This is a genomic window from Rhodococcus sp. NPDC019647, from assembly GCF_044389235.1.
GTDB lineage: Bacteria > Actinomycetota > Actinomycetes > Mycobacteriales > Mycobacteriaceae > Rhodococcus_F > Rhodococcus_F oxybenzonivorans.
The window spans coordinates 70896-95623 of record NZ_JBIRXS010000001.1 but is presented as its reverse complement, the minus strand read 5'-3'; the positions used below and the strand labels follow the sequence as shown (position 1 = coordinate 95623).

Below are 24728 nucleotides of genomic sequence, written 5' to 3'. Positions count from 1 at the left end.
TGGAGTGTCCGACATCCCCCGCAGGAGTTCTGCCCGCACCGCCAAACTCGCGAGCATTCCCTTGGGGATCGCCGGTCGTGCCGCCGTCGGGTTCGGCAGGAAGCTGACCGGCGGCGACCGGGTGGAGATCGACGCGCAGCTGAGCGCACGGGCAGCGGAGCAGTTGTTCGCCGTACTCGGTGAACTCAAGGGCGGGGCCATGAAGCTCGGTCAAGCCCTCAGTGTGATGGAGGCGGCGATCCCCGAGGAGTTCGCCGAGCCCTACCGGGAGTCGCTCAACAAACTTCAGGCGCAGGCTCCTCCCCTTCCTGCACGCGCTGTGCACAGAATGCTGGACCAGCAGCTCGGTACCAAATGGCGTGAGCGGTTCATGTCCTTCGACGACACGCCGACCGCCTCGGCCAGCATCGGACAGGTACATCGCGCCGTGTGGGCCGACGGCCGGGACGTCGCCGTCAAGGTGCAGTATCCGGGGGCCGACGAAGCCCTGCGAGCAGACCTCAAGACCCTCGGACGTTTCGCGGGTCTCTTTGCGTCGGTGATGCCCGGCGTCGACGTGCGTCCCGTTATCGACGAGTTCACTGCCCGCACCGAAGAGGAACTCGACTACCGCATCGAGGCGAACAATCAGCGCCGGTTCGCCAAGGTCTACGACGGCGATCCGCAGTTCGCGGTCCCGCATGTCGTCGCCAGCTCCCCCAAGGTGGTAGTGAGCGAGTGGATGACCGCCAAGCCGCTCTCGGCCATCATCGCCGACGGAACACCCGAGGAACGCAACACTGCGGGCGCACTGCTGGCCGAATTCCACTTCGCCTCCCCTGCGCGGGTCGGACTGCTGCACTGTGATCCCCATCCGGGAAACTTCATGTTGCACAGCGACGGTCGGCTCGGCGTCATCGACTTCGGCGCTGCCGCACCCTTTCCCGACGGCCTGCCGCCCGTCCTCGGCACGATGGTGCGTCTGGCACTGCACGAGCAGTTCGACGAGCTGACGGAGTTGCTGCACGCCAACGGATTCGTTCTTCCCGGTCGGACAGTAACCGACAAGGAGATCGCCGACTACCTGCGTCCGCTGACGGATCCGATTCGGACCGAATCCTTCCACTTCACCCGTGCCTGGCTACAGAAGGCTGCCGGCACCGCAACGGACTTCAACAGCGCACAGTTCCGGACGGCCCGAGCCCTGAGTCTGCCACCCGAGTACCTCATGATCTTCCGAGTCCTCGTCGGCTCGGTGGGTATCTGCGCTCAGCTCGATGCGTATGCACCCTATATGGCGATCCTCACGCGGTGGCTTCCCGGATTCGACGATCCGACGCAGGAGGGCGACGGCACCACCGTCCGCTGAACGACGTCAGGCGTCCGCCCGGACAACTCGTGTGAGTTCCCGGGCGGACGCCGTTGTCATGCACTCGGTCGTCAGGCACACACCAGAGTCTGCGCCTTGCGCGGGCGGCCGCGAGGACGCTTACGGGCGACCACGACTCCCTGATCGAAGATTTCGCCGCCCCAGACGCCCCACGGCTCGCCCCGATCGAGCGCTGCATCGAGGCAGCGCAACCGGATCGGACACGACGCGCACAGCGCCTTGGCCTGCTCCAGTTGGGTGGGGGAATCCGCGAACCACAGGTCCGGATCGTCGGCCCGGCAGGGCAGATCCCGTCGGGTGGAAACAATGTCAACAAATCCGCTTGTGGCGGTTGAGGTTTCGGATACCCCTCGGCATGTCACGGTAGACACGTCGTTCTCCTCTGCTCTCAGTGCGTCGGTCGTTTGTCGGTTCGATGTACAAGGTGCGAACCAGAGCCGAGGCTGCGAGCGAGGGAAGTGCTCGAACTACGAAGGCCACGGTCCGCGATGCGGGTCCGTGGCCTTGGAAAGACGGTGGGAGTGTTCTAGCGAGGAATTCCTCGACAACTCCGCGGCACGGACTCGGCTGCTGCTGCGGGACGACGACGGTATGCCGACCAGGCAATTGCCGGTGCCGCCTCCGTCGCGCTCATGCCGAGCAACGCAGAGGTGGCAGCGACTGCCGTCTTGTGTACGGAGTAGAACTTCATGTCGGGGCCACCTCCATTTCTTGTCGAACCGATGTGAACTGCACGAGTCCCCCCGTGCGCTGAAACCACAGTAGGCAAAATTCCATATCCGCACAACCTATTTTTGACCTGCGGCGATGCGCCTTTTGTTCGCCTGCGGACGGAGAGTCGTCATGGCGATCCGCTCGACCTGATCACACCGAGCACATCCTCACCGAACTGTTCGAGCTTCTTGGCGCCGATCCCGGGGATCGCAACAAGTCCCCGGTCGTCCTGCGGGCGCTGTTCGGCGAGCGCCGTCAGCGTGTTGTCGCTGAACACCACATACGCGGGCACCTTCAACTCCCTTGACTTCTCGAGCCGCCACGACCTCAGCGAATCGAGCAGTTCCACATCCACATTCGACGGGCAACCTTCACACCGTCCGAGCATCGTGGCCGTGGTACCGATCAGTGGCTTCCCGCACAGTCGGCACCGCGGACGCTTCTTCGCGTTCTGGGGCGGAGCGGCGATGCGCGACGCCGGCGAGTCTTCCGGAATCAGCCCGTGCAGGAACCGGGAACGCCGACGGCTCTTGCGGCCGCCCTCGTTGCGGGAAAGCGCCCAGGACATCTGCAAGTGTTCGCGCGCGCGGGTGACCCCGACATAGAGAAGCCTGCGCTCCTCCTCGATCGCGGCCTCGTCGGGGGCCGAGTTGGCATCGCCCAGCACGTGCTGAATGGGCAAGGTGCCGTCCGTCAGACCTACCAGAAACACCGCATCCCACTCGAGTCCCTTCGCGGCATGCAACGACGCCAGCGTGACGCCCTGTACCACTGGTGGGTGCCGCGCCTCCGCGCGAAGGCCGAGTTCGCGGAGCAGTCCGTCGAGCGTCAGATCGGGATCCTGCGCCAGCTGTTCCTCCGTGAGAGCGACGAGCGCGGACAGCGAGGACCATCGCTCGCGGGCCTGCGCACCGGAAGGTTCCGTGTCGGTCAAACCCAGCGGCACCAGCACGGCACGCACCAGGGTGACGAGGTCGGCACCGACCGCATCGGGCAGGTCGTCGCGGCCGGCCGCCTGACGCAGTGCCGATACGGCCTGACGAACTTCGGTCCGCGTGAAGAAGCCCTCGCCGCCGCGGACCTGATATGGGATGTCGAGCTTGGTCAGGGCCTGCTCGTGCACCTCGGACTGGGCGTTGATCCGGTACAGCACCGCGATCTCCGCGGCAGGCGTTCCGCGGGCGATGAGCCGCTTGATCGCACGGGCCACTCCGGCGGCCTCGGCGGGCTCGTCATCGAACTCCGCGAAAGTCGGTTCGGGCCCCGACTTCCGCTGGCCGATCAACTGCAACCGCGTACCAGCGATCCTGCCCCGCGCCGCGCCGATCACCCGGTTGGCCATCGAGACCACCTCGGGGGTCGACCGGTAGTCGCGCTCGAGGCGGACAACGGTGGCTTCGGGGAACCGTCGCGAGAAGTCGAGCAGATAGTTGGGCGTGGCGCCCGTGAACGAGTAGATGGTCTGGTTGGCATCGCCGACGACCGTGAGATCGTCCCGCTCGCCGAGCCAGGCATCGAGCACCCGCTGCTGCAGTGGCGTCACGTCCTGGTATTCGTCGACCACGAAGCACCGGTACCGGTCCCGGAACTCCTCGGCTACCGCCGAATGCTCCTCCAGGGCGGCCGCGGTGTGCAGCAGGAGGTCGTCGAAGTCGAGCAGCATCGCATCCTGGCCTCGAGCCTTGAGTTGCTCGTAACCGTGATACACCTCGGCCACTTTGGCGGCGTCGGCAGGTGCCTCGCGGTGCACCTTCGCCACCGCGCGCGGATAGTCCTCCGGCGCGATCAGTGACGCCTTGGCCCATTCGATCTCACTTGCCAGGTCCCGAACACTCTCGGTACTGGTGGACAACCCGACCCGGCCGGCCGCAGCGGAGACCACCGCGAACTTTCGGTCCAGCAGCCGCCATTCGGTGTCTCCGACCACCTGCGGCCAGAAGTACCTCAGCTGGCGCAGTGCGGCCGCGTGGAAGGTGCGCGCCTGCACCTGGGTGCCGCCGTCACCGATTCCGAGGCTCCTCAGCCTGCCTCGCATCTCCCCCGCAGCCCGGGCCGTGAACGTGACTGCCAGTACCTGTCCCGCCGCGACGTGTCCGCTGGCGACGAGGTGGGCGATCCTTCGGGTGATGGTCCGCGTCTTTCCCGTGCCCGCGCCCGCCAGCACGCACACCGGACCACGAGGCGCGAGGACGGCCGCGGACTGTTCGGGATCGAGGCCGGTACTCGTCACCTCGGGGGCACCTGCTGACATGGCGTCCATCATGGCAGGGACAACCGACACCCCGCGCAGCGGTGGAAGAGCCGCATGGGAACACTTCACTCGACCGTGGTGTTATATGCGCCGTGACTGCTACAGACAACAAGGCCCTGACCATCTACTCCACCACCTGGTGTGGCTACTGCCGCCGCTTGAAGAAGCAGCTGGACGAGTCCGGCATCGGCTACGTGGAGATCGACATCGAGGAGGATCCGGCTTCGGCCGAGTTCGTCGGTAGCGTGAACGGTGGCAACCACGTCGTCCCCACGGTCAAGTTCGCCGACGGCAGCACCGCGACCAACCCGTCCCTGTCCCAGGTCAAGAAGGCACTCGGGGTCTAGGCCTTCGCCCCGTCTGCTCCCACCCAGGATTCGATCATTCCGCGGGCAATGGAAATCGAGCCGGGGAGCAGCAGGGGTGCGTCGGCGTCGGATGCCCAGTCACCGAACTCGAGTGCACTGCGCACCTCGTCGCGGGTGAACCAGCGAGCCTCGGCGATCTCGCCGTCCGCGTAGATCAACGCGGCGTCGGGATCGCCGACGGCAGAGAAGCCGATCATCACCGACCGCGGGAACGGCCACGGCTGACTACCGAGATACTGCACGTCGCGGACCTCGAGACCTACTTCTTCCTTGATCTCGCGCATCACACACGTCTCGAGCGACTCCCCCGCCTCGACGAAGCCGGCCAGAATCGAGAACCGGCGCGGCGGCCATGTGGGTTGCCGTGCCAGAAGCACCCGGTCTCCATCGTCGTGGACGAGGCAGATGACGGCGGGATCGGTGCGCGGAAACTCCTCGTGCCCGGTGCTGGTCGAAATTCGTGACCAACCCGACATCGTCGGTTCCGACGCAGCGCCGTCGAGGGCGCTGAAACCGGCACTGTCGTGCCAGTTCAACATCGCGATCGCGCCGGTCAGCACGCCGGCATCCGCATCGTCGAGCGTTCCGCCCATCACGCGAAGGTCGGCCAGCTCGCCGGTCATGGCCTGCACGCGCACCGCCCAGACGTGCCGGTCCTTGCGGATGCCCAGAAACACCGCACCGCGGACGGGCTCCGGACCGAGCTCGGTTGCCGCTCCGAACACGAGGCCGTCGTCGTCGACACGGACCTGACCGCGATGGTTGACCCGCAGAAGTACCGCGTCCTGCCATCCCGTTCGCAGGGCGTCGGTGTCCGAACGCAATTCTTCGGCGCGGCCGACCGCGGAGCGCGACAGGAGCGGGGTTTCGTTCAACCGGAATGCAGTCACACGTCGACAGTACTGCCGGTCAATTAGCGACCCTACGGATGTACAGCAACCGGTCGTTCTCCTCCACCGAATCGACCTCCGGGGAGCCGACCCGCACCAGTCGCCCGTCCCGGACGACACCCAGGACGATGTCGGCGAGATGCCGCGGTGAACCGCCGATCTCGTCGCGTTCCACTGCCCGTTCGGCGATCGCGAAGCCGGCCTCCGGAGTCAGCAGATCCTCCATCATCTCGACGACACTGGGAGTGGTCGTCGCGATGCCGAGCAGCCGGCCCGCGGTCTCGGAGGACACCACCACCGAGTCGGCGCCCGACTGCCGCAGCAGGTGGGTGTTCTCCGACTCTCGAATGGCCGCGACGATCTTCGCTTGCGGCGCGATCTCGCGTGCCGTCAAGGTGACGAGAACGGCGGTGTCGTCGCGGTTGGCCGCCACGATGATGGCCGCCGCATTCTGGGCCCCCGCCAACCTCAGGACATCCGACTTGGTGGCGGAACCATGGACGGTGACCAGCCCTTTGCTTGCCGCCGATTCGAGGACCGCCTGATCGGTGTCGACGACGACGATGTCCGACGGGGTGACCCCGTCGCCGAGCATCGCGTCGATCGCGGTGCGCCCCTTGGTTCCGTAACCGATCACGACCGTGTGGTTGCGCACGTGCTGCCTCCAGCGCTGGATTTTGAACGCCTGGCGGGAACTCTCCGTGAGTGCGGAGAGAGTCGTACCGACCAGGACGATGAGGAAGAAGATTCGAAGGGGTGTGATGAGCAGAACGTTGATCAGTCGCGCCGACGGCGTGAACGGGGTGATGTCGCCGTACCCCGTCGTCGACAGCGACACCGTGGCGTAGTAAACGCAGTCGAGCAGTGACAACTCGTTGTCCTGGGCGTCGCGATACCCGGCGCGATCGATGTAGACGATCAGGACGGCCAGGGTCAGAGCGGCGAGAGCGATCGCCACTCGGCGGTAGATCGCCCGCGCAGGACTGGTCTGCAACTGGGGAATCCTGAGGACACCCACCAGTGCGAAGTCCGGCCGGTCCGTCAAGGTGTCCGACCTGTTCAATCTCGCACGTAGCCTACCGGCCATATATTCGTCTCCACTGGGCACAGAACTCCGACATCGGCTGGCAGCCTAACCCCGATTCTCCATGAAGGGACACAGCGGCGTCTCGCTCAATCGTCACAGCGGCGTCTCGCTCAATCGTCACAGCGGCGTCTCGCTGTCGTGACGGGAGTGATTCGGGCAAGCTGTCGTCATGCAACGTGACAGCACCCTTTCCCGGACCGGCCGCACGCCCGCGCTCCGACTCGCCGCCCTGCTTCTCGGCATGGGCGTGCTTCACTTCGTCACCCCCAAGTTCTTCGACGCGATCGTTCCCGAGCGACTCCCAGGCGACCCGCGGACGTACACCTACGCGTCCGGTGTGGCCGAACTGACGGTGGGTGCGGCGCTCGTGGTACCGAGAACCCGCCGGCTCGGCGGCGGACTGGCCGCGCTTCTCTTCCTTGCGGTTTATCCGGCCAACATCTCGATGGCCGTCGACTGGCTGAAGAGCACCGAGACGTCGCGCCTGCAGAAAACTGGTGTGCTGCTGCGCCTTCCGTTGCAGATCCCGTTGGTCACCGAGGCCCTGAAAGTGCGCCGTCAGGCCTGACGGGCTTCCTCGTCCGCGCCGGCGGTGCGGATGAGGCCGGCGAGAGCGTCGGCGTCCGGCAGGGTGTCCGGCGCGATCGTGCGGCCTGTGCGGACGTAGTGGAACGCGGCCCGCACACGCTCCAGGGGTACGTCCATCAGCTCGGCCCAGGCAAGTCGATACGCGGCGAGCTGCATCACCACTGCCTTCTCCTTGTCGGAACTCGGCTCCGCTCCGGTCTTCCAGTCGATCACCGTCCACCCGCCGTCCGGGTCCGCGAACACCGCATCGATCCGCCCCCGCAGAACCGTCCCTGCCACCGCCGTCTCGAACGGAACCTCCACCTCGATGGGACTGCGATGAGCCCACGACGAACGCAGGAATGCGTCCTGCAACGTCACCAGGTCCGTGTCCGGTCCTGCATCGGTGTCGGCCGCCCCCGGGAGTTCGTCGAGGTCGAGCAGCCGGGTGGCCCCGAACCGGCGCTCCACCCAGGCGTGGAACGCGGTCCCTCGCCGTGCCAGCGGGTTCGGCGGATACGGAAGTGGCCTGCGTAACCGCGCAGCCAGCGCATCCGGGTCCGCTTCGAGTTCGACCAGCTGACTCACCGACAGCTGCGCAGGCAGAACCACTTCGAGGCGAGCCTGCGCGCGGGCTTCGCGTTCAGCGAGGAGCGCGTCTACGTCGGCCGCCCAGTTCTCGGGGTCTTCTTCGCCTTCCAGGGACGCATCGCCGATTTCGGTCAGCGCCGCGAGCACCAGGGAAGCACCGTGTTCGACCGACTCACGTCGCAGACCTAGCGGGTCCGGCGGCCACGCTGCCGCTTTGGGGGTTCGGGTGAGCGGATTTTGCGCCTCGGGGTCGGGTGCGGGCGCCCATACGTCCACGACGCCGAGACCCTCGTGTGTCTCGTCTGCGATCGAGTCGCGGAGTTCGGTGAGGAACTCGGACGGTCCCTTCGGTTCGCTGCCCGACTCCGCCCAGTGATGACCGGAAGCGAACAGCACCCGCTCCGTCCGCGTGAGCGCAACGTAGAAGAGCCGGCGATCCTCGTCGAGTTTGCGTGCCGCGAGGGCCGCCTTGTGCGACTTCACCGCATCCTCGAGATCCTTGCGGCTGTACAGGTTTTCGAGATCGAGAACCGGTACGCCGTCTACGGCTTCTCCCGTCCGCGCGCGGTCGCCGCGCAACGACGGCGGCAATTCACCGAGCGCGCCGAGCCAGGTTCCGGTCGCGGTCCGTGACGGGAACACGCCTGCGGTGAGATGGGGCACCGCCACCACTTCCCATTCGAGCCCCTTCGCCGAGTGCACCGTGAGCACCTGGACGCGGTGCGGATCGACCTCCACTTCGCCGGGCGCCAATCCCTTTTCGACGGATTCGGCCGCGGAAAGGAACGCGAGCAATCCGGTGATGGTGGCCGAGGACCGGCTGGCGTATCCGGCAACGACATCCGCGAAGGCGTCCAGGTGTTCGCGCCCTGCGCCTGTTCCCGCGCCAGTGCGGGTCCGGGCCTGCGCCTCGATGCCGATGCCGAGTACCCGCTCCACCTCGGCCACGAGTTCGGTGAGGGGCTGCCCGATCCGCTCACGCAGGGATGCCAGCTCGGCTGCGACTGCGGTGATGCGCGCGTACCCCACGGGTGAATATCGTTCGGCCGGTCCGGGATCCGCCAACGCGTCGGCGATCCCGGCCTGCTCGGCCTGTTCGCCGGGCAATGCGCCCTCGACCGCCTCCGCCAGTGCCGAGGAGTCGGTGACGGCGCCGGCGGTGCCGTATCCGGTTCCGATGGCCAGCTCCCTCGCTCGCCGGGACAACGCCGTCAGGTCTGCAGCCCCGATCTGCCACCGCGCACCCGTCAGCAACCGGACCGCAGCGCTGCCTGCCATGGGGTCGGCGACCACGCGCAGCATCGCGATCACGTCGGCCACCTCGGGAGTGTGCAGCAGGCCACCGAGGCCCACCACCTCGACGGGAAGCCCGCGCGAGCGCAGCACCTCCGCGATCGGGGCGGCGTCGGCGTTGCGCCGGATCAGTACCGCCGCAGTCGGTGGATCCTCTCCCCTGCTCGAGGCCTGCGCGTACTGCTCGGCGATACGGTCGGCAACCCACGCACGTTCCTCGGCCACGTCGCCGGTCAACGCGAGCCGCACATCGCCCGGAACAGCCTGAGGCCGCGCCCGCAGCGTACTGACCTGCACTCCCCGCTCCCGCAGCGGCGCCGAGACCAGGTTGGCGAGCGCCAGCGCCTCGGGCGGGTTCCGCCAACTGGTCAGCAATTCCAGTGTCGGCGCCGGTGTGCCGTCGGGCAGCGGAAAATCGGTGGCGAACCTCGGAAGGTTGGCCGCCGACGCGCCACGCCAACCGTAGATCGACTGCATCGGGTCACCGACCGCGGTGAGAGCGAGCCGCCCGTCGAGGCCGCCGCCGAACAATGACGACAGCAACACACGCTGGGAGTGCCCGGTGTCCTGGTACTCGTCGAGCAGCACCACCCGAAAGCGCGCACGCTCGGCGTGCCCCACCTCGGGGTGGTCCGACGCCACACGTGCCGCGAGCGACATCTGACTGCCGAAGTCGAGAGCGCCCTCCCGCCGGAGCGTCTCCGCCAGGCGGTGCACCAGCGGAAGAAGTTCCACCCGCCGATGCTGTGTGTCGAGAATGTCGAGCAATTCCTTACCCGGCCCGCCTCGCTGGCGCGGTCCCGCCGGCAGTGTGTGCACAAGCTTGTCGAGTTCGGTGTGCGCCTCCCGAAGATCCTCGGGTTCGACGAGGTGCTCTGCCAATTGTCCGGAAAGCGCCAGCACGGCCTCGGTGACCGACGCAGGATTCCGGTCGGTGTCGAGGTCGCCGTCCCACGAACTGACCACGCGATGAGCGAGCTGCCACAGTTCCGTTTCCGACAACAAGGTGGCCGACGGTTCGATGGGCAGTAGCAGCCCGTGCTCGGACAGCAGCCGCCCGGCGTACGCGTGATAGGTGCTCACCTCCGGCTCACCGGCGAGGAGCTTGGACCTCAGCTCACCACTGGGATCGACCCGCCGAAGAAGATCCGAACCCGCCAGCCGGGCAAGCCTTTTCCGGATGCGACTGGTGAGCTGCTGAGCAGCCTTGCGGGTGAAGGTGAGGCCCAGTACCGCTTCCGGGTCGACGAATCCGTTGGCGACGAGCCACACCACCCGCGCAGCCATCGTCTCGGTCTTTCCGGCTCCGGCGCCGGCGACGACCAGCGTCGGCCCCAGGGGGGCGGCGATGACCGCCGCCTGTTCCGGTGTGGGTGGGTGCTGACCGAGTCCGATGGCGAGTTCCACCGGGTCGATGTGCGCTGTCATTCGGACGTCACCTGCCTGCCCTCGTCGTGCGCTGGGCAACTCGTCCGCACCGGGCAGTGCCGGCAACCGTCATTGACGCGGGCAAGGAACTGTGGCCCCCTGGTGGCGGCGGCCGCGGCGGAAATGACGGCCAGCCAGGTGTCGACGTCCTCGTCAGACAACGGCGCCTGCACACGTTGCGTAGCGCCCTCCTTCTTGTGCGGCTTGGCCACGAACACGAGTCGGGCCCCGCCGGGTTTCGTCGCCGGTTCGCCCTCGATCGCACCGACGGCGGCCGCCACCTGGTACGCCGCGAGCTGCGCGTGTTGCTGCGCGTCCTCCTTACTCACGGGCGCACGAGCGGTCTTGACGTCGACGATCACGGGCCTGCCCTCGGCGTCACGTTCGAGCCGGTCGATGCGTCCACGCAGTCGAATCGCCGGCGCACCCTCCTCCCTCGGCTCCAGCACACCGTCGACGGCGACCTCGACACCGACCTCGGTGAGCTCGGACCGTGTAGTGCCGAGCCATGCGGTGAACGTGGCAAGCATGTCCCGGGTGCGTGCGAGTTCCCGTCGCGAATACCACTGTGAACCCAGATCGATGGAGTCCCAGGCGTCTTCGAGGGCCCGTTCCACCTGATCCGCCGGTATGCGCCCGGCAAGCGCCTGCACCAGCGTGTGCACGAGCGTTCCCGCGATGGCGTGCGTGTTGTCGCCGTCGGATCCGCCGTGGCGTTCGAGTAGCCAGCGCAGCGGGCAGGTATTGAGGAGGTCCACGGTGGACGGTGACAGCGACACCGGCCCGTCCTCCTCCGTCCACAACGCCACGGCGGTACTGGGCTCGGCCGTGCCGTACCACTGGTCCGGATGCGCGCCACGCACACCGGCCCGGGCGAGTCGGGCCAGTTGACGAGCAGCCCGGCGCTGCCGATCCGGGTCGTCTCGGGACACTCGAGGATCACACACCACTCCGCGCAACTCGGCGACGAGTGCGGGCAGGGCAAGGACCCGGGTGGACGGATCCGTCACCGGTACCACCGCGTCCGCGACGTCCGCGCCGTCCGCTCCGACGAGTAGTTCGTCGACGAACCGGGAGTGAACGAGATCGGTGTCGCTCCCGGCAGAGTCGACGGCGGTCACCAGCAGACTCCGCCGTGCCCGGCTGCATGCGACCAGGAAGAGACGGCGTTCTTCCGCGAGAAGCGGTGCGGTGCGCGACAGCCGATCGGCCGCCTCCGCAGTGCCGTCGGACACTCCACTGACGAGGTCGATCAGCGCCTCGGTTCCGAGCAGGCTTCCGCGCGTCCGCAGACTCGGCCACAACCCCTCCTGCACGCCTGCCACCGCCACCACGTCCCACTCACGACCCGCCGCGGAATGCGCGCTCAGCACCGTCACCGCGTCACTCGGCACTACGGAAGCGGTTCGCGACGAACTCGGGATGGCCTGGCCGGTGAGATAGTCGACGAATCCGGCGAGCTGAGCGCGCGGCAACCGGTCGACATACCCCGCGGCGGCGTCGAACAGGGCGACCACGGCGTCGAGGTCGCGGTCTGCTTGCGCACCGATGGGGCCGCCCCGCGCCGACGCCGACGCCCAGCGTCGTTCCAGTCCCGTCGCCTGCCAGGCAGCCCACAGGACCTCCTCGACACCGCGTCCGCGGTCGAGCTGCGCACGCGCTTTGCGGAGTACGGACAACACTCTGTTGAGGGAGGCCGCCTCCACATCGGTGAGTTTGGCGACGACCTTGCGGGTATTGCCGGTCTCCCCGGTCAGGATGAGGCGCAGCAACTCTGCCGAGTCGCGGTCACCGCCGGAGGCGAGTTCTGCGCGACGCAGACCGCGCCGGAGCCGTCGGAGAGCGACCGGTTCGGCCCCACCGATCGGTCCGGCGAGCAGAGCGAGCGCGTCCTCACCGGTGAATTCCTCACCCGACAACGCGCGGAGCACCAGCATCAGACCGGACACGCCGTGCCTGCGGGCCAGCGGCAACTCGGACGCGGGTGTGGTGACGGGCACTCCCGCACCGAGAAGTGCCCGCCGGAGCGGCGCCAGGGCACGGGGCACCGAGCGCACGATGACGGCCATGTCGGACCACGGGATCCCGTCCAGGAGATGCGCGCGGCGCAAGGTGTCGGCGATGACCGCGGCTTCCTTGGCGGGTGTGCTCAGTACGTGCACGGACGTTCGGCCGCCGTCGTTCGACGGTACCCACGTCCGGTGGGGCAGCCGGCCGGGCAGCCGGGAAGTGATGCGTGCCGACGTCGCCGCCACCTCGGAGTCGCTGCGGAAATTGAGTGAAAGAACGATCTGACGCTCGTCACCCTTGTCCGCGAGCCCGATCAGGAATGCGGGATCCGCTCCACGGAAGCCGTAGATCGACTGGTCCGGATCGCCTGCGACGACGGTGGTCCGGGTACCGGTGCCCACGAGGCGGACCAGCTCCGCCGCCTGGGGATCGAGGTGCTGAGCATCGTCGACCAGGAGGTGGCGCACGCGTGCCCGTTCCGTCCGCAGGAGGTCGGGGTCGGTGGCGAAGGCCGTGAGTGCGGCACCGATGAGCTCGGCGGCGTCGAGAGCGGGGGCCGTGGCCTCGGGAGCCTCCACACCGACCGCCCCTCGCAGCAGCATGCCGTGTTCGTATCGCGCGGAAAACTTTCCGGCAGCCACCCACTCGGGTCGCGAGTGCCGACGCCCCAGCGCGACGAGATCCTCCGGGCCGAGCCCACGTTCGCTCGCACGCAGCATGAGATCCCGCACCTCGACCGCGAATCCACCCAGCCCCAGGGCGGGACGCAGCCGCTCCGGCCAGAGGTGGGCGCCGTCGGCGATGTCGCCGTGCAGCATCTCGCGCAGCACCGCGTCGTGTTCGGCGCCCGTGATGAGGCGCGGCGGCGGGTTTCCGTGTGCTGCCGCCTGGAGTCGCAGGACTGCGAAGGCATAGGAGTGCACGGTCCGCACGAGTGGTTCGCGCGTGGCGCGGGCACCGTGCTGTTCGCCCTGTCCGAGCAGCGCCGCGGTGATCTCCTCACGCAGACGGCCTGCCGCCCGCCGCGACTGGGTGAGGACCAGCACGTGCTCGGGATCTTCTCCACCGGTAATGCGGTCGACCGCCACGTCGACGAGCAGTGACGTCTTGCCCGTTCCCGGACCGCCGAGTACCTGCCAGGGATTCCAGCCCACACCCGGTGCAGTGGTGGCGAAGACGCGCTTCGTCGATTCGTCCCAGACCCGGGGTGCTTGCTCGGGCCGACGACGGTGCACGAGCCGGGCACGAGGAGCAGCCGTCCTGGTGCGCACCGTCGAATCCGTCATGCGGGCATTCCATCAGAACGGTCCGACATCTCGCCCGTCGGCCCGATCCGGCATCATGGATCCGTGTCAGCACTGCATACCTATCTGTTCGGCGCCGAAGACGGTCCCGAGATCCTTGCTCTGCACGGGGTGACCGGTCACGGCAAGCGCTGGCAGGCCCTGGCCACCGACCACATCCCCGACGCGCGCTGGATCGCGCCCGACCTGCTCGGTCACGGCCGGTCCAGCTGGTCACCGCCATGGAATTTCGAATCGCACGTCTCGTGCGTGATCGACACCTTGCGTACTCACGCACGGGGTCCGGTTCTGGTCGTGGGCCACTCGTTCGGCGGCGCGCTGGCTCTCCACCTCGCCCGGGCAGTCCCCGAACAGGTCCGGGGTCTCCTCCTGCTGGATCCGGCGATCGGGCTGGATCCCGAGAAGATGCGATCGGCGGCGGACGACACGATTTCGTCGCCCGACTACACCGATGTCGACGAGGCACGTGCCGAGAAGATGCACGGTTCCTGGGGTGAGGTGGACGCCGAGGTACTCGAAGCAGAGATCGCCGAGCACCTGATCACCCTCGCGAACGGCCGGGTCAACTGGCGAATGTCCGTACCGGCGCTCGTCGCGGCGTGGGGCGAACTAGCGCGTCCCGCCGTTCTTCCGCCGGCGAACCTGCCCACCGTTCTCGTCCAGGCGACCAAGGTGCAGCCGCCGTATGTCACGCCCGAGTTCCGACGCGCCCTCACCGACCATCTGGGTGAACAGCTGACCGCCGTCGATCTCGACTGTGACCACATGGTCCCGCAGGTCCGGCCCGACGAGGTGGCTCAGCTCATCCGCACGCTTCTCTGATGCCCGCCACAACCGAGGAGCAAGTCGAACGCGTGCGCGAACTGGTCGCGTCGATTCCTCCCGGCCGCGTGGCGACCTACGGCGACATCGCCACCGCCGCCGGGTTGTCGAGCCCACGGACGGTCGGCTGGATCATGCGCACCGATTCCGCGGATCTGCCCTGGCACCGGGTGCTGGGCGCCGGCGGTCGTCCGTCTGCCCATCTCGCGCACCGCCAGATCGCGAAGCTGGAACTCGAAGGCGTGCCCGTGCGGGACGGCCGCGTAGATCTCGCGGCGGCACGCCACCGGTTCTGACGGACTGCTCAGCAGGTGCTGGGAGGTGGATCGCCGCGGAAGCGAGCGTCCATCCAATCCAGCCCCTGGAATACCCCGAGAGCGGCCGCAGACAGATGGTCGGGCGTCGGAGTGAGCAGCGTCTGCACGGGTGTTCCGGCTTCGCAGTAGCGCCGGAGCGTGTTGTCGATGGAGTCCACCGGTATCAGGGCGTCGGTGGGGCTGTGCCATTCGAAGATCGGCGCCTTCGGCACGCCGGGATACAGCTCGACGCTGTTCTCGTCCATCACCTTCCAGGCTTCGGGGTTGTCCATGAAGTTCTTGTTGTCGGTCATTTCCGCCGCGCTTCGGCCAACGCCGAACAGCATGATCTCGTTGGTGCACCCGTTGCCGATCATCTGCTTGAGCCAGCGGCCCTGAGCGTTGAGTTGGCCGCTGACGTCGATGCGGTCGGGATACTCACGTTCCAGCCCGAGCGCCGCGGCCATCGCAAGGCCGAAGGCAGGGTGGGGGTTGGTACCCAGACCTTGTGCCATCTTCCCCAGATTCATCGGTGCACCACCGATGGCCGCACCGACGATGTCGAGTTCCGGCGCGTACGTGGGGGCCAGCGCAGCCGCCCAGGCGGTGGCCATTCCCCCACCGGAATATCCGCCCAACCCGACCGGGCTGTTCGTGACCTGGAGTTCCGGCACCCGCTTCACGGCCCGGATCCCGTCGAGGGTGATCTGGCCACCCAGCTTCGCCGCGCCGTAGGCCATCCGCGGTCCCAGGTGATCGGGCAGCGACACCGCCCACCCCCGTGCCAACGCGATGTTGAGGCCGGCAGCCTCACGAATCTGATGGAGCGGGTCGCTGGTGTACAGCTCGGTGACGATCTTGCACTTGTGCCCGAGCGAATTGATGATGTGCTGGTACGACACCAGGGGCCCGTCGGGGGCGTGATTCGCCGGGAGTACATAAGTGGTGTTGGCCGCGATGGGGTTCCCTTGCGAGTCGGTGGACCGGAAAAGCACCTCCCACATCGCGCTGCCGGGGAAGTAGTACGACGGCGGTAGCTGGCGCACCTTCAGGACGTCGCCTGGCGCTCGCGCCGCGATGTCCGGCGTCGGCTGGTAGAACGGATCCGGGTCCGGGATGGGAAACGCTACGTCCGCCGCCGGGGGCGGCGGCAACAGCGGCTGCGCCGCACCGGTGCCAGCACTTGCGAGGGTGACGGCGAGGCCGGCAACGAGGACCGCGGCGGCGGCGCCCAGAGATCGACGAATCAACGAGCACATGAGAAACCCCACAATCCGGCGAGCAGGTCGGCGGCCATCACTATGCCAGACAGTTGCGGAGGACCCGCCGGTTTTCCGGGTACCGAACAGGTCTCTGACCGATACTCCGGTTCACAGGTATCTTTTTCCGGCCATGACCGGGCAGTCAGATTACGACGGTTGTCGCCGCGGACAGCGGCGGTTCGCCCGACATCACCAGGGTGGCCAGCACGTCGACGGCGGCGGTCAACTCAGTGACCGGTCTGGTGAAAGGGAGTCGCTGGTGGTCGTCGAACAGATGACCCGTACCGAAGCGGGGTCCGGGCGCGAGCAGAAGATTCCTGGCGCGTGCGGCTGCTACGAGTTCGCTCGAACCGATTCCCGCCGGGAGGCGGCACCACAACGACAGCCCGCCGGAGGGCAGCTGGAAGCTCCAACCCGGCAACCGCTCGGTGACGGCCGCGGCGAGGGCGTCACGCTGCCCCCGCAACTCCCGACGACGGCGTACCACCAGTCCTTCGTGCTGCGCGAACAGCCGCACTGCGGCGAGTTGGTCGAGAACGGAGACCGACAACTGTCTCCGCGCCATGATCTTCGCCATCTGTGCGGTGCGGGCGGCCTCGGCGCGCACCCAGCCGATGCGGATACCTCCCCACACGGTCTTGCTGAGGCTGCCGATCGCCACGGTCGCCGATTCCGGGACCGGGACACCGAACGGCTCGAGGTCGCCCGAACCGTCCAGCACGAGTTCCGCCGCCACCTCGTCCACGACGGTCACCACGCCGTGGTGGGCCATGGTCGCGGCCAGCCGCCGCCTGCCGTCGGGAGTCGCCCTGGCTCCCGACGGATTGGAGAAGTCCGGCATCAGGTACGCCACGGTGGGAGCGCTCTGCCGGGCAGCGCGATCCGCCTCGGCGACGAAGGCGTCGGGATCCCTCGCATCGATCGGCACAGGGACAGGGCGGCCCCCCGCCGCCTGCACGGACTCGACCGCGCCAGGATAGGTCGGATGTTCGACCAGGACCCGGTCGCCCGTCTCGACCAAAGCCTCGAACACCACTTCGGTCGCATCACCCGCGCCGCCGGTGACGAGGATCTGGTCCGGGGTGGTCGGGCGACCCCTGCGGGTGTAGTGGCCTGCTATCGCCGCACGCAGCGTCGTCAGTCCACCAGGGTGGTAACCGTGCTGAGGCATGAAACGGGGTAGCTCGTCGACGGCGTCCAGATAGGCCTCCCTGAGCTCAGGGGCCGCGGCCGGCGCGGCGTTGACGAGGTCGATGACACCGTCGACGGGCGCACCCACCATGCTTCCCCACGCCGGCGGGCCGGAGGGCATCGCCACGTACGTCCCTGATCCGTGTCGCGCCGATGCCCAACCGGCCTCGCGCAGTTCGCGATACGCGGCACTGACGGTCACCCGGCTGAGCCGGAGTTCCTCCGCGAGGGCCCGTTCGGCGGGCAGCCGGACTCCCACGGCCATCGATCCGTCGGCGACCCTCTCGCGGAGGGCGTCGGCGAGTCCGCGGTACAGCGGTTGCCCACCGGTGGGCGTCGCGCCGAGCAGCACCGCCAACTCGGCTGCCGAGATGGTTCGGACCGGTTCACCACTCATACAGGCCACTTTCCCACAGAGGACTGGAAATCGCGGTCCACTTTGCACCGACAATCGATACATGCTGGTTATTGGAATCCTCTTGGCCCTCAGCCTGGCGTCGGTGGCCTGGCTCTGCGTCAGCACCACGAACGGTGGACGGTCCGGGCTCGCCGGACCTCCGCGCAGCCACCTGCACAGCGACTGAGGGTGTGCGGCAGCATGAAGGAATGAACCCTGCCGCACCCGTTCACGCGATCGTCCTCGCCGGTGGACGAGCCACTCGTATGGGCGGCGTCGACAAGCCTGCCGTGGTGGTCGGCGGACGCCGGATGCTCGACACCGCTCTCGACGCCGTCGACGACTGTGCGCGCATCGTCGTCGTGGGACCGCGGCGCTCCGACCTCGATGCGACGGTGCTCCAAACGCAGGAGACGCCGCCGGGCGCCGGGCCGGTGGCGGGGGTGGCCGCCGGACTGGCGGTGCTCGACGCCGAACCGGGAGACCGGGTGATTCTGCTCGCGTCGGACCTTCCGTTCGCAGAACCCACGATGGTGGAGGCTCTCGCCGCCGCCGTGCAGGACGCCGACACCGTGTTCGCGGTCGACGACTCGGGCCGCTTGCAGTTCCTGTTGTCCGCGTGGCGCGTCGGCGCGTTGACCGACCGTGTCCGCTCGCTCGGGTCGGCGGTCAATCAGCCCATGAAGGCGCTCGTTCCCGAAACGTTCGACACGGTCCTGTTCCGCGGCGTCACCGACTGCGACACACCAGAGGACGTCGAGCGGGCCCGCGGCCGGGCCGCTGCGTCGCCGGTCTCGATCACCGAGGCCAGGCGCGCGATCCTCGAGGCGGTTCCCCCACTTCCGCCGCGATCCGCGGCGCTCGGCACGTCGCTCGGCGCCACACTCGCCGAGCCGCTCCTTGCCGCCGAAGCTCTGCCGCGCATCGCCGTCTCCGCCATGGACGGATACGCCGTTGCGGGCGACGGTCCGTGGGTGCTGCGCGACGACATCCGGTACGCAGGAAGCTCCGAGGAACTCGAACTGGCGGACGGCGAGGCGGCCCGGATTGCGACGGGCGCGCACCTCCCCAGCGGCGCCACCGCCGTCGTGCGCGACGAATTCGCCGTGGTGACAAACACTTCCGACGGACCGAAACTGTCCCGCAGTCAGGACGCCCCCGTGCGCGACGACGCGCGGCGGCGCGGCGAGGACTGGCACGAGGGCTACCGGCTCGCGGTGGAGGGCACGGCCGTCACGCCGGCACTCGTCTCCGCAGCCGCGAGCGCGGAGGTGACCACTGCGGGGGTACGCGGCCCCGTCCGCGCGCACGTGGTGGTGACCGGAGACGAGATCCGGCGGGAAGGTCCGCTGCGACGAGGGCAGACGCGGGACGCTCTGGGACCCGTTCTTCCCCAGTTCCTCTCGTGGTGTGGCATCCGGACGGTCGCGGACACGCACCTGCGGGACACGTCCGACAGCTTCGACGAATTGTTCCGGGAGGTCCGCCAGCCCGATCTGATCGTGATCGTGGGGGCGACCGGTGGCGGCGCGGCGGACCAGTTGCGTGCGGCACTCGACCGGGCGGAAGCCCGGATCGTGGTGGGGAGGGTGCAGTGCCGCCCCGGTGGTTCGCAGGTGACCGCCCTGTTGCCGGACGGACGGGTGGTGCTCGGGCTGCCCGGAAATCCGTACGCGGCGGTGGTGACGTTGCTCATCACTGTTCCGTCCATCGTGGCCGCACTCACGGGTCGCACCCCGGCGCCACGTCAGCTGGCGCGTATCGCGAATGCATCCGAGGTCAGTGGCGACGCCACCCGGATCCTGCCCGCCGTCCCGCAACCCGACGGCATGTGGCGGGTCGACCCCGGAATCCGGACCGCGCATCTCGCGGGCATCATCGACCGCGAAGCGTTGGCGTTGGTCCCGGCGGGCGCAGCCGACGGGGATCTGGCAGAGCTGGTGCCCCTGCCGCGCTGACGGGTCAGCGCTGGAACGACAGGGTGTGCTGAGCGGCAGGTATGCCACTGCGGTAGCGCTCGGACACCAACCCGACGATGGCCGGATCGACTCCCAACGGCTCCGCGACACCATCCGCGCCTGCGTCACCGAGTCGGGCGTGGAAGAGTCCGTGCGCGAGGAGGTAGGAGGCGATGAACACCCGCTTCTCACCCTGCGCGCGAAGCGACGCGACGACAGCCGGTACGCGGGGCTCGGCGGTCGCCACGAATCCTATGCGGACCCGCGTCGCCGCGAGTTCCGCCAACATCGCGGCGGCGCGGCGCACGTCACGGAGTGCGCGGGGGTCGGACGATCCCGCCGCAGCGAGGACGACGGCATCCCCCGGCTGCCACCCGGCATCGACGAGACGCCACAGGAGCACCTCGGCGAGTACGGGGTCAGGACCGAGTGCCCGCGTGACGGCGACCGACGGGTGCCCGCTGTCCGCGACTTCCCGGGGAACGTCGGTGTGGACGTGATACCCGGACGCCAGAAACGCCGGAACCACGACCGCGGGGCCGGTGATGTCCCGCAGTACCTCGGACGGCGACGGTCCGAGAACGTCCACGAAGGCGACGCGCGTCGGACCGACCTGCTCGGCGACGGCATCCGCGAGCGTGGCGATCATCTCCACGCCGCGCGAACTCCGCGTGCCGTGTGCCACCAGTACCAGCGCTGTCTCGTTCATCGAACGCCCTCCTCACGAGAATCGACGCAGTCGACCGGGTCGAGCGCCAGGCGATAACCGCGCTTGACCACCGTCTGCACCGCTTTCGGTGCTCCCAGGGACGCGCGGAGTCGAGCCACAGCCGTCTCCACCGCATGGGTGTCACCGCCGCCCCCGGGCAACGCGGCGAGCAACTCCTCGCGGGGAACGACGCGCCCCGGACGTGCGCCCAGTGTCCGCATCAACGACATCGCTGCGGGCGGCAACTGCCGGACCTCACCGTCGACCACCACACAACCTCCCCGGATGCTGAGTTCATGGCCCGCAGTCTGGATCTTGTTGGCGCGCCGGGGCAGCTCGTCGGCGATGTGCCGGGCCAGGGCGCCGAGTCGCGAACGTTCCGGCATCGTCGTCGGGACCTCCAACTCACGCAACGGTCCGGCCGTCACGGGTCCCACACACACGGCGAGCACGCGATGGCGGAGCGAGTGCAGCACCATCTCGATCAGTCCGGTTTCCTTGGCTCGCGTCAGGAGCGACGCCACTGCCGGTGCACTGGTGAAGCTCACCGCGTCGAGTCCGCCGCTGGCGATGAGATCGATCATCCGGTCCATCGGGGCCTGATCTTCGAGCGGTGTCCACCGATAGACCGGCACGGCGATCACGTCGGCGCCGGCGCACCGAAGCACCTCGCAGAAGTCGGCGATCGGTTCCCATTCGGTGGTGGCGCCATGTAGCTGCACGGCGATCCGTTTGCCTTCGACGCCCTCACCGAGGAGGTGGTCGAGCACTTCCGCCGACGACTCCGACGCCGGGGACCACTCCTCCCTCAGGTCGGCGGCGCGGATAGCACCCTTGGCCTTCGGACCCCGGGCCAGCAGTCGGCTCTCTGCCAGTGCCCGGCCGAGCTCTTCCGCTTCGCCCCAGCCTTCCGCGGCCTCCATCCAGCCGCGGAAACCGATTCCCGTCGTGGCGACCACGATGTCGGGCGGACTGTCGATGATCTGGCGCGTGACGCGCTCGAGCTCGGTGTCATCGGCCAGCGGAATGATCCGGATCGCCGGAGCGTGAACCACGGTGGCGCCGCGCCTCGTCAGAAGTGTCTCGAACTCTTCGGCACGTCGTGACGCAGTGATCCCGACCGTGAACCCACACAGGGGTTTCCCCTCGTTCACGAACTCGAAGCCCCCGCCACGGACACGTCGTCAGCCGGTGCTTCCGCGACATTCCCATGTGAGCTGTGAATCTGGACGACACCGGCCCAGACGCGCACGTCGTACACGGGCAGGCGAACTGATTCGTCGTCGAGGCAACGACCGTCGATCAGCGAGAACACCTGCTTGAGCAGCGGCGACGCCACGGTGGGCTCGCCTGCCCGGTCACCGACGAGGCCGCGGGACATCACCGCTGCGCGCCCGTACGGATCGATGTTCCCGACTGCGCGCAGGGATCCGTCCTCGAGAAGAAACAGCGCCACCTGCTCACCGCCGCGCAGCAGGACTGCCACGCCGAGTCCGGGGATCAATCGGCTGAGTGGGCATGCGGACGTCCATTCGAGCCGGCCTGATTGGACGCTTTCACGCCTGTTTCCACTGGCACTGTGCACGCTCACGTCGACGACGGTCATCACAGTCCTCCTTTGGGGCTGGTGCATTTCCGTGTGGGGTACATACTTCGGGTCTGGTGTTTCCTGGGCGTTAAGACGGGATTACTCCGAGGTAGAAGCTGCGAATTTCGGCATTCCCATCAGCACGGGAACCTTCCGGACACCCGTCTCGTCGAAGGCGACGGTCGGATCGGCCTCCTCCGGTGCGTTGACGAACGACACGAATCGGGACAGCTTCTCCGGATCCTCGAGCACACCCGCCCATTCGTCCCGATATCCCTCGACGTGCTTGTCCATCGCTGCTTCGAGCTCGGCCGCGATGCCCAGGCTGTCCTCGCACACCACTGCCTTGAGGTGCTCGAGCCCGCCCTCCAGGGAATCCACCCACGGCGCCGTGCGCTGGAGGCGGTCCGCAGTGCGGATGTAGAACATGAGGTAGCGGTCGATGTAGCGGACCAGCGTCTCGTCGTCGAGTCCACCTGCGAGCAGCTGCGCGTGCTTCGGCGACTGACCGCCGTTACCGCCGACGTACAGGTTCCAGCCGTTCTCGGTGGCGATGACGCCGACGTCCTTGCCGCGCGCCTCGGCGCATTCGCGGGCACAACCCGAAACACCGAACTTGAGCTTGTGCGGCGACCGCAATCCGCGGTAGCGGTTCTCCAGGTCGACCGCCATGCCCACGGAGTCCTGGACTCCGTAGCGGCACCAGGTGGACCCGACACAGCTCTTCACGGTGCGCAGCGACTTGCCGTAGGCCTGACCCGACTCCATGCCGGCGTCGACGAGGCGTTTCCAGATGGCAGGCAACTGCTCGACGCGGGCACCGAAGAGGTCGATGCGCTGACCACCGGTGACCTTGGTGTACAGACCGAAGTCGCGGGCCACCTCGCCGATGACGATGAGCTGCTCCGGCGTGCACTCGCCGCCGGGCATCCGCGGCACCACCGAGTAGGTGCCGTTCTTCTGGATGTTCGCCAGGAAGTGGTCGTTGGTGTCCTGCAGGCCGGCCTGGTTGCGGTGCAGGATGTGATCGGAATCGGTGGACGCGAGGATCGAGGCGACCACCGGCTTGCAGATGTCACATCCGGAACCTTTGCCGTACTTGGAAATCAGCGCGGAGAAGGTGCGGGTGTCGGTGGCCTGCACGATCTCGAAGAGTTCGGCACGCGACTGCTCGAAGTGCTCGCACAGCGCCTTCGACATCACCACGCCCGACGAAGCCAGCAACTGCTTGATGGTGGGAAGGCAACCGCCACAGGTGGTTCCGGCGTTGGTGCAGCTCTTCACCTGCGCGATGTCGCAGGCGCCCTCCGCGATGGCCCCACAGATCGCGCCCTTCGTGACACCGTTGCAGGAGCACACCTCGGCGTCGTCGGGAAGCGACCCGGCACCTGGCTTCTCGCCAGCCGGGGAGATGAGGGACGCCGGATCACCCGGAAGTTCGCGGCCCACCAGCGGACGCAGCGACGCATACGCGGACGCATCGCCGACGAGAATGCCACCCAGCAGGGTTTTGGCGTCGTCCGACACGACGAGCTTGGCGTACGTGCCCTTCGCGGCGTCGTTCAGGACGACCTCGAGCGCGCCGGGGGTCTGCGCAAGGGCGTCACCGAAGCTGGCGACGTCCACACCCATCAACTTCAATTTGGTCGACAGATCGGCGCCCGGGAATTCGGCGTCTCCTCCGAGGAGGCGGTCCGCGACGATCTCCGCGGTGGTGTAACCGGGAGCGACGAGCCCGTAGCAGCGGCCCTCCACCGCGGCGCACTCCCCGACCGCATAGATGTTCTCGTCGGACGTACGGCACCCGAGGTCGGTGACAATTCCGCCGCGCTCGCCGACGTCGAGCCCCGCGTCGCGGGCCAGCTGATCCTGGGGCCGCACGCCGGCGGAGAAGACCAGAAGCCCTGCCTCGATGGTCGAACCGTCCGACAGTTCGACAGTGATGCCGTCGGGGCCTTCGGTGATTCCCGCGGTACCGACACCCGCGTGGACGGTGACGCCGAGGTCGGTGACGAGCTTGGCCAGCAGCGCTCCACCGCCCTCGTCGACCTGTAGCGGCATCAGCCGGGGTGCGAACTCGACCACGTGCGGGGTCATGCCCAGCAGCTTGAGCGCATTCGCTGCCTCGAGACCGAGCAGACCGCCGCCGACCACGACGCCGACAGCGCCGGGACCGGCCGCCTCCGCCCGGGCGCGGATACCGTCGAGGTCGTCGAGCGTGCGGTAGACGAAACACTCCGGCCGATCGTGGCCCGGGATCGGCGGAACGAACGGGTACGACCCCGTCGCCATGACCAGAGCGTCGTAGGCGACGACCTCCCCCGAATCGGTCGTGACCTTGCGCGACTCACGATCGATGGACGCGGCCCTGCGGCCGATCCGGAGGTCCACCAGCGCATCACCCTGGTAGTCGTTGCCCGCGAGCGCAAGCTCCTTGGGGTCCCACGCACCCACATAGGAGGAGAGGCCCACGCGGTCGTACGCGGGGAGGGGCTCCTCGCAGAGCACCGTCACCGACCAGTCGTCCGACTCGTCGCGTGCGCGGAGCGCCTCGACGAAGCGGTGCCCGACCATTCCGTGCCCGATAACTACTGCTGACTTGCGGCTCATGCCGTCGCTCCTTCTAGCTGAAA

General features: G+C 68.0%; 19 protein-coding genes. 7 read left to right on the top strand and 12 right to left on the bottom strand.

All coding sequences use genetic code 11. From position 1 onward, the window contains the following. Positions 1-4: 4 nt before the first annotated feature. On the top strand, positions 5-1348 hold the full coding sequence (locus tag ACH49N_RS00475) for an AarF/ABC1/UbiB kinase family protein (RefSeq protein ID WP_109331188.1): 1344 nt from the start codon (positions 5-7) through the stop codon (positions 1346-1348). Positions 1349-1419: 71 nt separating this feature from the next. On the opposite strand, the gene ACH49N_RS00470 is transcribed toward ACH49N_RS00475, so the two are convergent. Beyond that, positions 1420-1761, bottom strand: coding sequence for a WhiB family transcriptional regulator (locus ACH49N_RS00470; RefSeq protein WP_284707313.1), 342 nt, complete (start codon positions 1759-1761; stop codon positions 1420-1422). 449 nt (positions 1762-2210) lie between these two features. Next, the gene (locus ACH49N_RS00465; RefSeq protein WP_109331190.1) at positions 2211-4346 is read right to left on the bottom strand and encodes an ATP-dependent DNA helicase UvrD2; all 2136 of its coding nucleotides are present in this window, start codon (positions 4344-4346) and stop codon (positions 2211-2213) included. Positions 4347-4426: 80 nt separating this feature from the next. On the opposite strand from ACH49N_RS00465, the gene ACH49N_RS00460 reads away from it, so the two are divergent. Then, positions 4427-4681 (top strand): mycoredoxin, encoded by a 255-nt coding sequence (locus tag ACH49N_RS00460; RefSeq protein ID WP_109331191.1) that lies wholly within the window; start codon positions 4427-4429, stop codon positions 4679-4681. On the opposite strand, the gene nudC is transcribed toward ACH49N_RS00460, so the two are convergent. Further along, positions 4678-5592, bottom strand: a complete 915-nt coding sequence (gene nudC / locus ACH49N_RS00455; protein ID WP_358270643.1) for an NAD(+) diphosphatase — start codon at positions 5590-5592, stop codon at positions 4678-4680. The genes ACH49N_RS00460 and nudC overlap by 4 nt on opposite strands. A gap of 19 nt (positions 5593-5611) precedes the next feature. Next, positions 5612-6679, bottom strand: coding sequence for a potassium channel family protein (locus ACH49N_RS00450; protein WP_358270645.1), 1068 nt, complete (start codon positions 6677-6679; stop codon positions 5612-5614). Positions 6680-6848: 169 nt separating this feature from the next. Between ACH49N_RS00450 and ACH49N_RS00445 the strand changes: the two genes are divergently transcribed. Continuing rightward, the gene (locus ACH49N_RS00445; protein ID WP_358270647.1) at positions 6849-7247 is read left to right on the top strand and encodes a hypothetical protein; all 399 of its coding nucleotides are present in this window, start codon (positions 6849-6851) and stop codon (positions 7245-7247) included. On the opposite strand, the gene ACH49N_RS00440 is transcribed toward ACH49N_RS00445, so the two are convergent. After that, positions 7238-10558, bottom strand: coding sequence for a UvrD-helicase domain-containing protein (locus tag ACH49N_RS00440; RefSeq protein WP_358270649.1), 3321 nt, complete (start codon positions 10556-10558; stop codon positions 7238-7240). The genes ACH49N_RS00445 and ACH49N_RS00440 overlap by 10 nt on opposite strands. Further along, on the bottom strand, positions 10555-13854 hold the full coding sequence (locus ACH49N_RS00435; RefSeq protein ID WP_358270651.1) for an ATP-dependent DNA helicase: 3300 nt from the start codon (positions 13852-13854) through the stop codon (positions 10555-10557). The genes ACH49N_RS00440 and ACH49N_RS00435 overlap by 4 nt, the downstream gene beginning before the upstream one ends. A 63-nt stretch (positions 13855-13917) precedes the next feature. Between ACH49N_RS00435 and ACH49N_RS00430 the strand changes: the two genes are divergently transcribed. After that, positions 13918-14694, top strand: coding sequence for an alpha/beta hydrolase (locus tag ACH49N_RS00430; RefSeq protein ID WP_358270653.1), 777 nt, complete (start codon positions 13918-13920; stop codon positions 14692-14694). Further along, positions 14694-14990: an MGMT family protein gene (locus ACH49N_RS00425; RefSeq protein ID WP_358270655.1), complete on the top strand. Its 297-nt coding sequence runs from the start codon at positions 14694-14696 to the stop codon at positions 14988-14990. Before ACH49N_RS00430 ends, ACH49N_RS00425 begins: the two co-directional genes overlap by 1 nt. Positions 14991-14998: 8 nt before the next feature. Here ACH49N_RS00425 and ACH49N_RS00420 read toward each other — a convergent pair whose 3' ends face one another. Both ACH49N_RS00420 and ACH49N_RS00415 read right to left on the bottom strand, forming a co-directional pair. Next, complete coding sequence (locus ACH49N_RS00420; protein WP_159925943.1) at positions 14999-16249, bottom strand: lipase family protein; 1251 nt, start codon at positions 16247-16249, stop codon at positions 14999-15001. Positions 16250-16394: 145 nt separating this feature from the next. Next, positions 16395-17840 (bottom strand): PLP-dependent aminotransferase family protein, encoded by a 1446-nt coding sequence (locus tag ACH49N_RS00415; protein ID WP_358270657.1) that lies wholly within the window; start codon positions 17838-17840, stop codon positions 16395-16397. Positions 17841-17901: 61 nt separating this feature from the next. On the opposite strand from ACH49N_RS00415, the gene ACH49N_RS00410 reads away from it, so the two are divergent. Both ACH49N_RS00410 and ACH49N_RS00405 read left to right on the top strand, forming a co-directional pair. Then, entirely contained in the window at positions 17902-18027 is a 126-nt protein-coding gene (locus ACH49N_RS00410; RefSeq protein WP_268962526.1) for a hypothetical protein, read from the top strand. Positions 18028-18049: 22 nt separating this feature from the next. After that, positions 18050-19798 (top strand): NTP transferase domain-containing protein, encoded by a 1749-nt coding sequence (locus tag ACH49N_RS00405; RefSeq protein WP_358270659.1) that lies wholly within the window; start codon positions 18050-18052, stop codon positions 19796-19798. Positions 19799-19802: 4 nt separating this feature from the next. Here ACH49N_RS00405 and ACH49N_RS00400 read toward each other — a convergent pair whose 3' ends face one another. From ACH49N_RS00400 to nirB, 4 genes are all read right to left on the bottom strand, one after another. Then, positions 19803-20507, bottom strand: a complete 705-nt coding sequence (locus tag ACH49N_RS00400; RefSeq protein ID WP_358270661.1) for a sirohydrochlorin chelatase — start codon at positions 20505-20507, stop codon at positions 19803-19805. Then, a complete protein-coding gene (locus tag ACH49N_RS00395; protein WP_358270663.1) occupies positions 20504-21661 on the bottom strand; it encodes a uroporphyrinogen-III synthase in 1158 nt (385 codons plus the stop codon). The genes ACH49N_RS00400 and ACH49N_RS00395 overlap by 4 nt, the downstream gene beginning before the upstream one ends. Next, the gene (nirD, locus tag ACH49N_RS00390) at positions 21658-22113 is read right to left on the bottom strand and encodes a nitrite reductase small subunit NirD (RefSeq protein WP_109331215.1); all 456 of its coding nucleotides are present in this window, start codon (positions 22111-22113) and stop codon (positions 21658-21660) included. Before nirD ends, ACH49N_RS00395 begins: the two co-directional genes overlap by 4 nt. Positions 22114-22194: 81 nt before the next feature. Beyond that, complete coding sequence (gene nirB / locus ACH49N_RS00385) at positions 22195-24705, bottom strand: nitrite reductase large subunit NirB (protein ID WP_159925935.1); 2511 nt, start codon at positions 24703-24705, stop codon at positions 22195-22197. Positions 24706-24728: the final 23 nt, after the last annotated feature.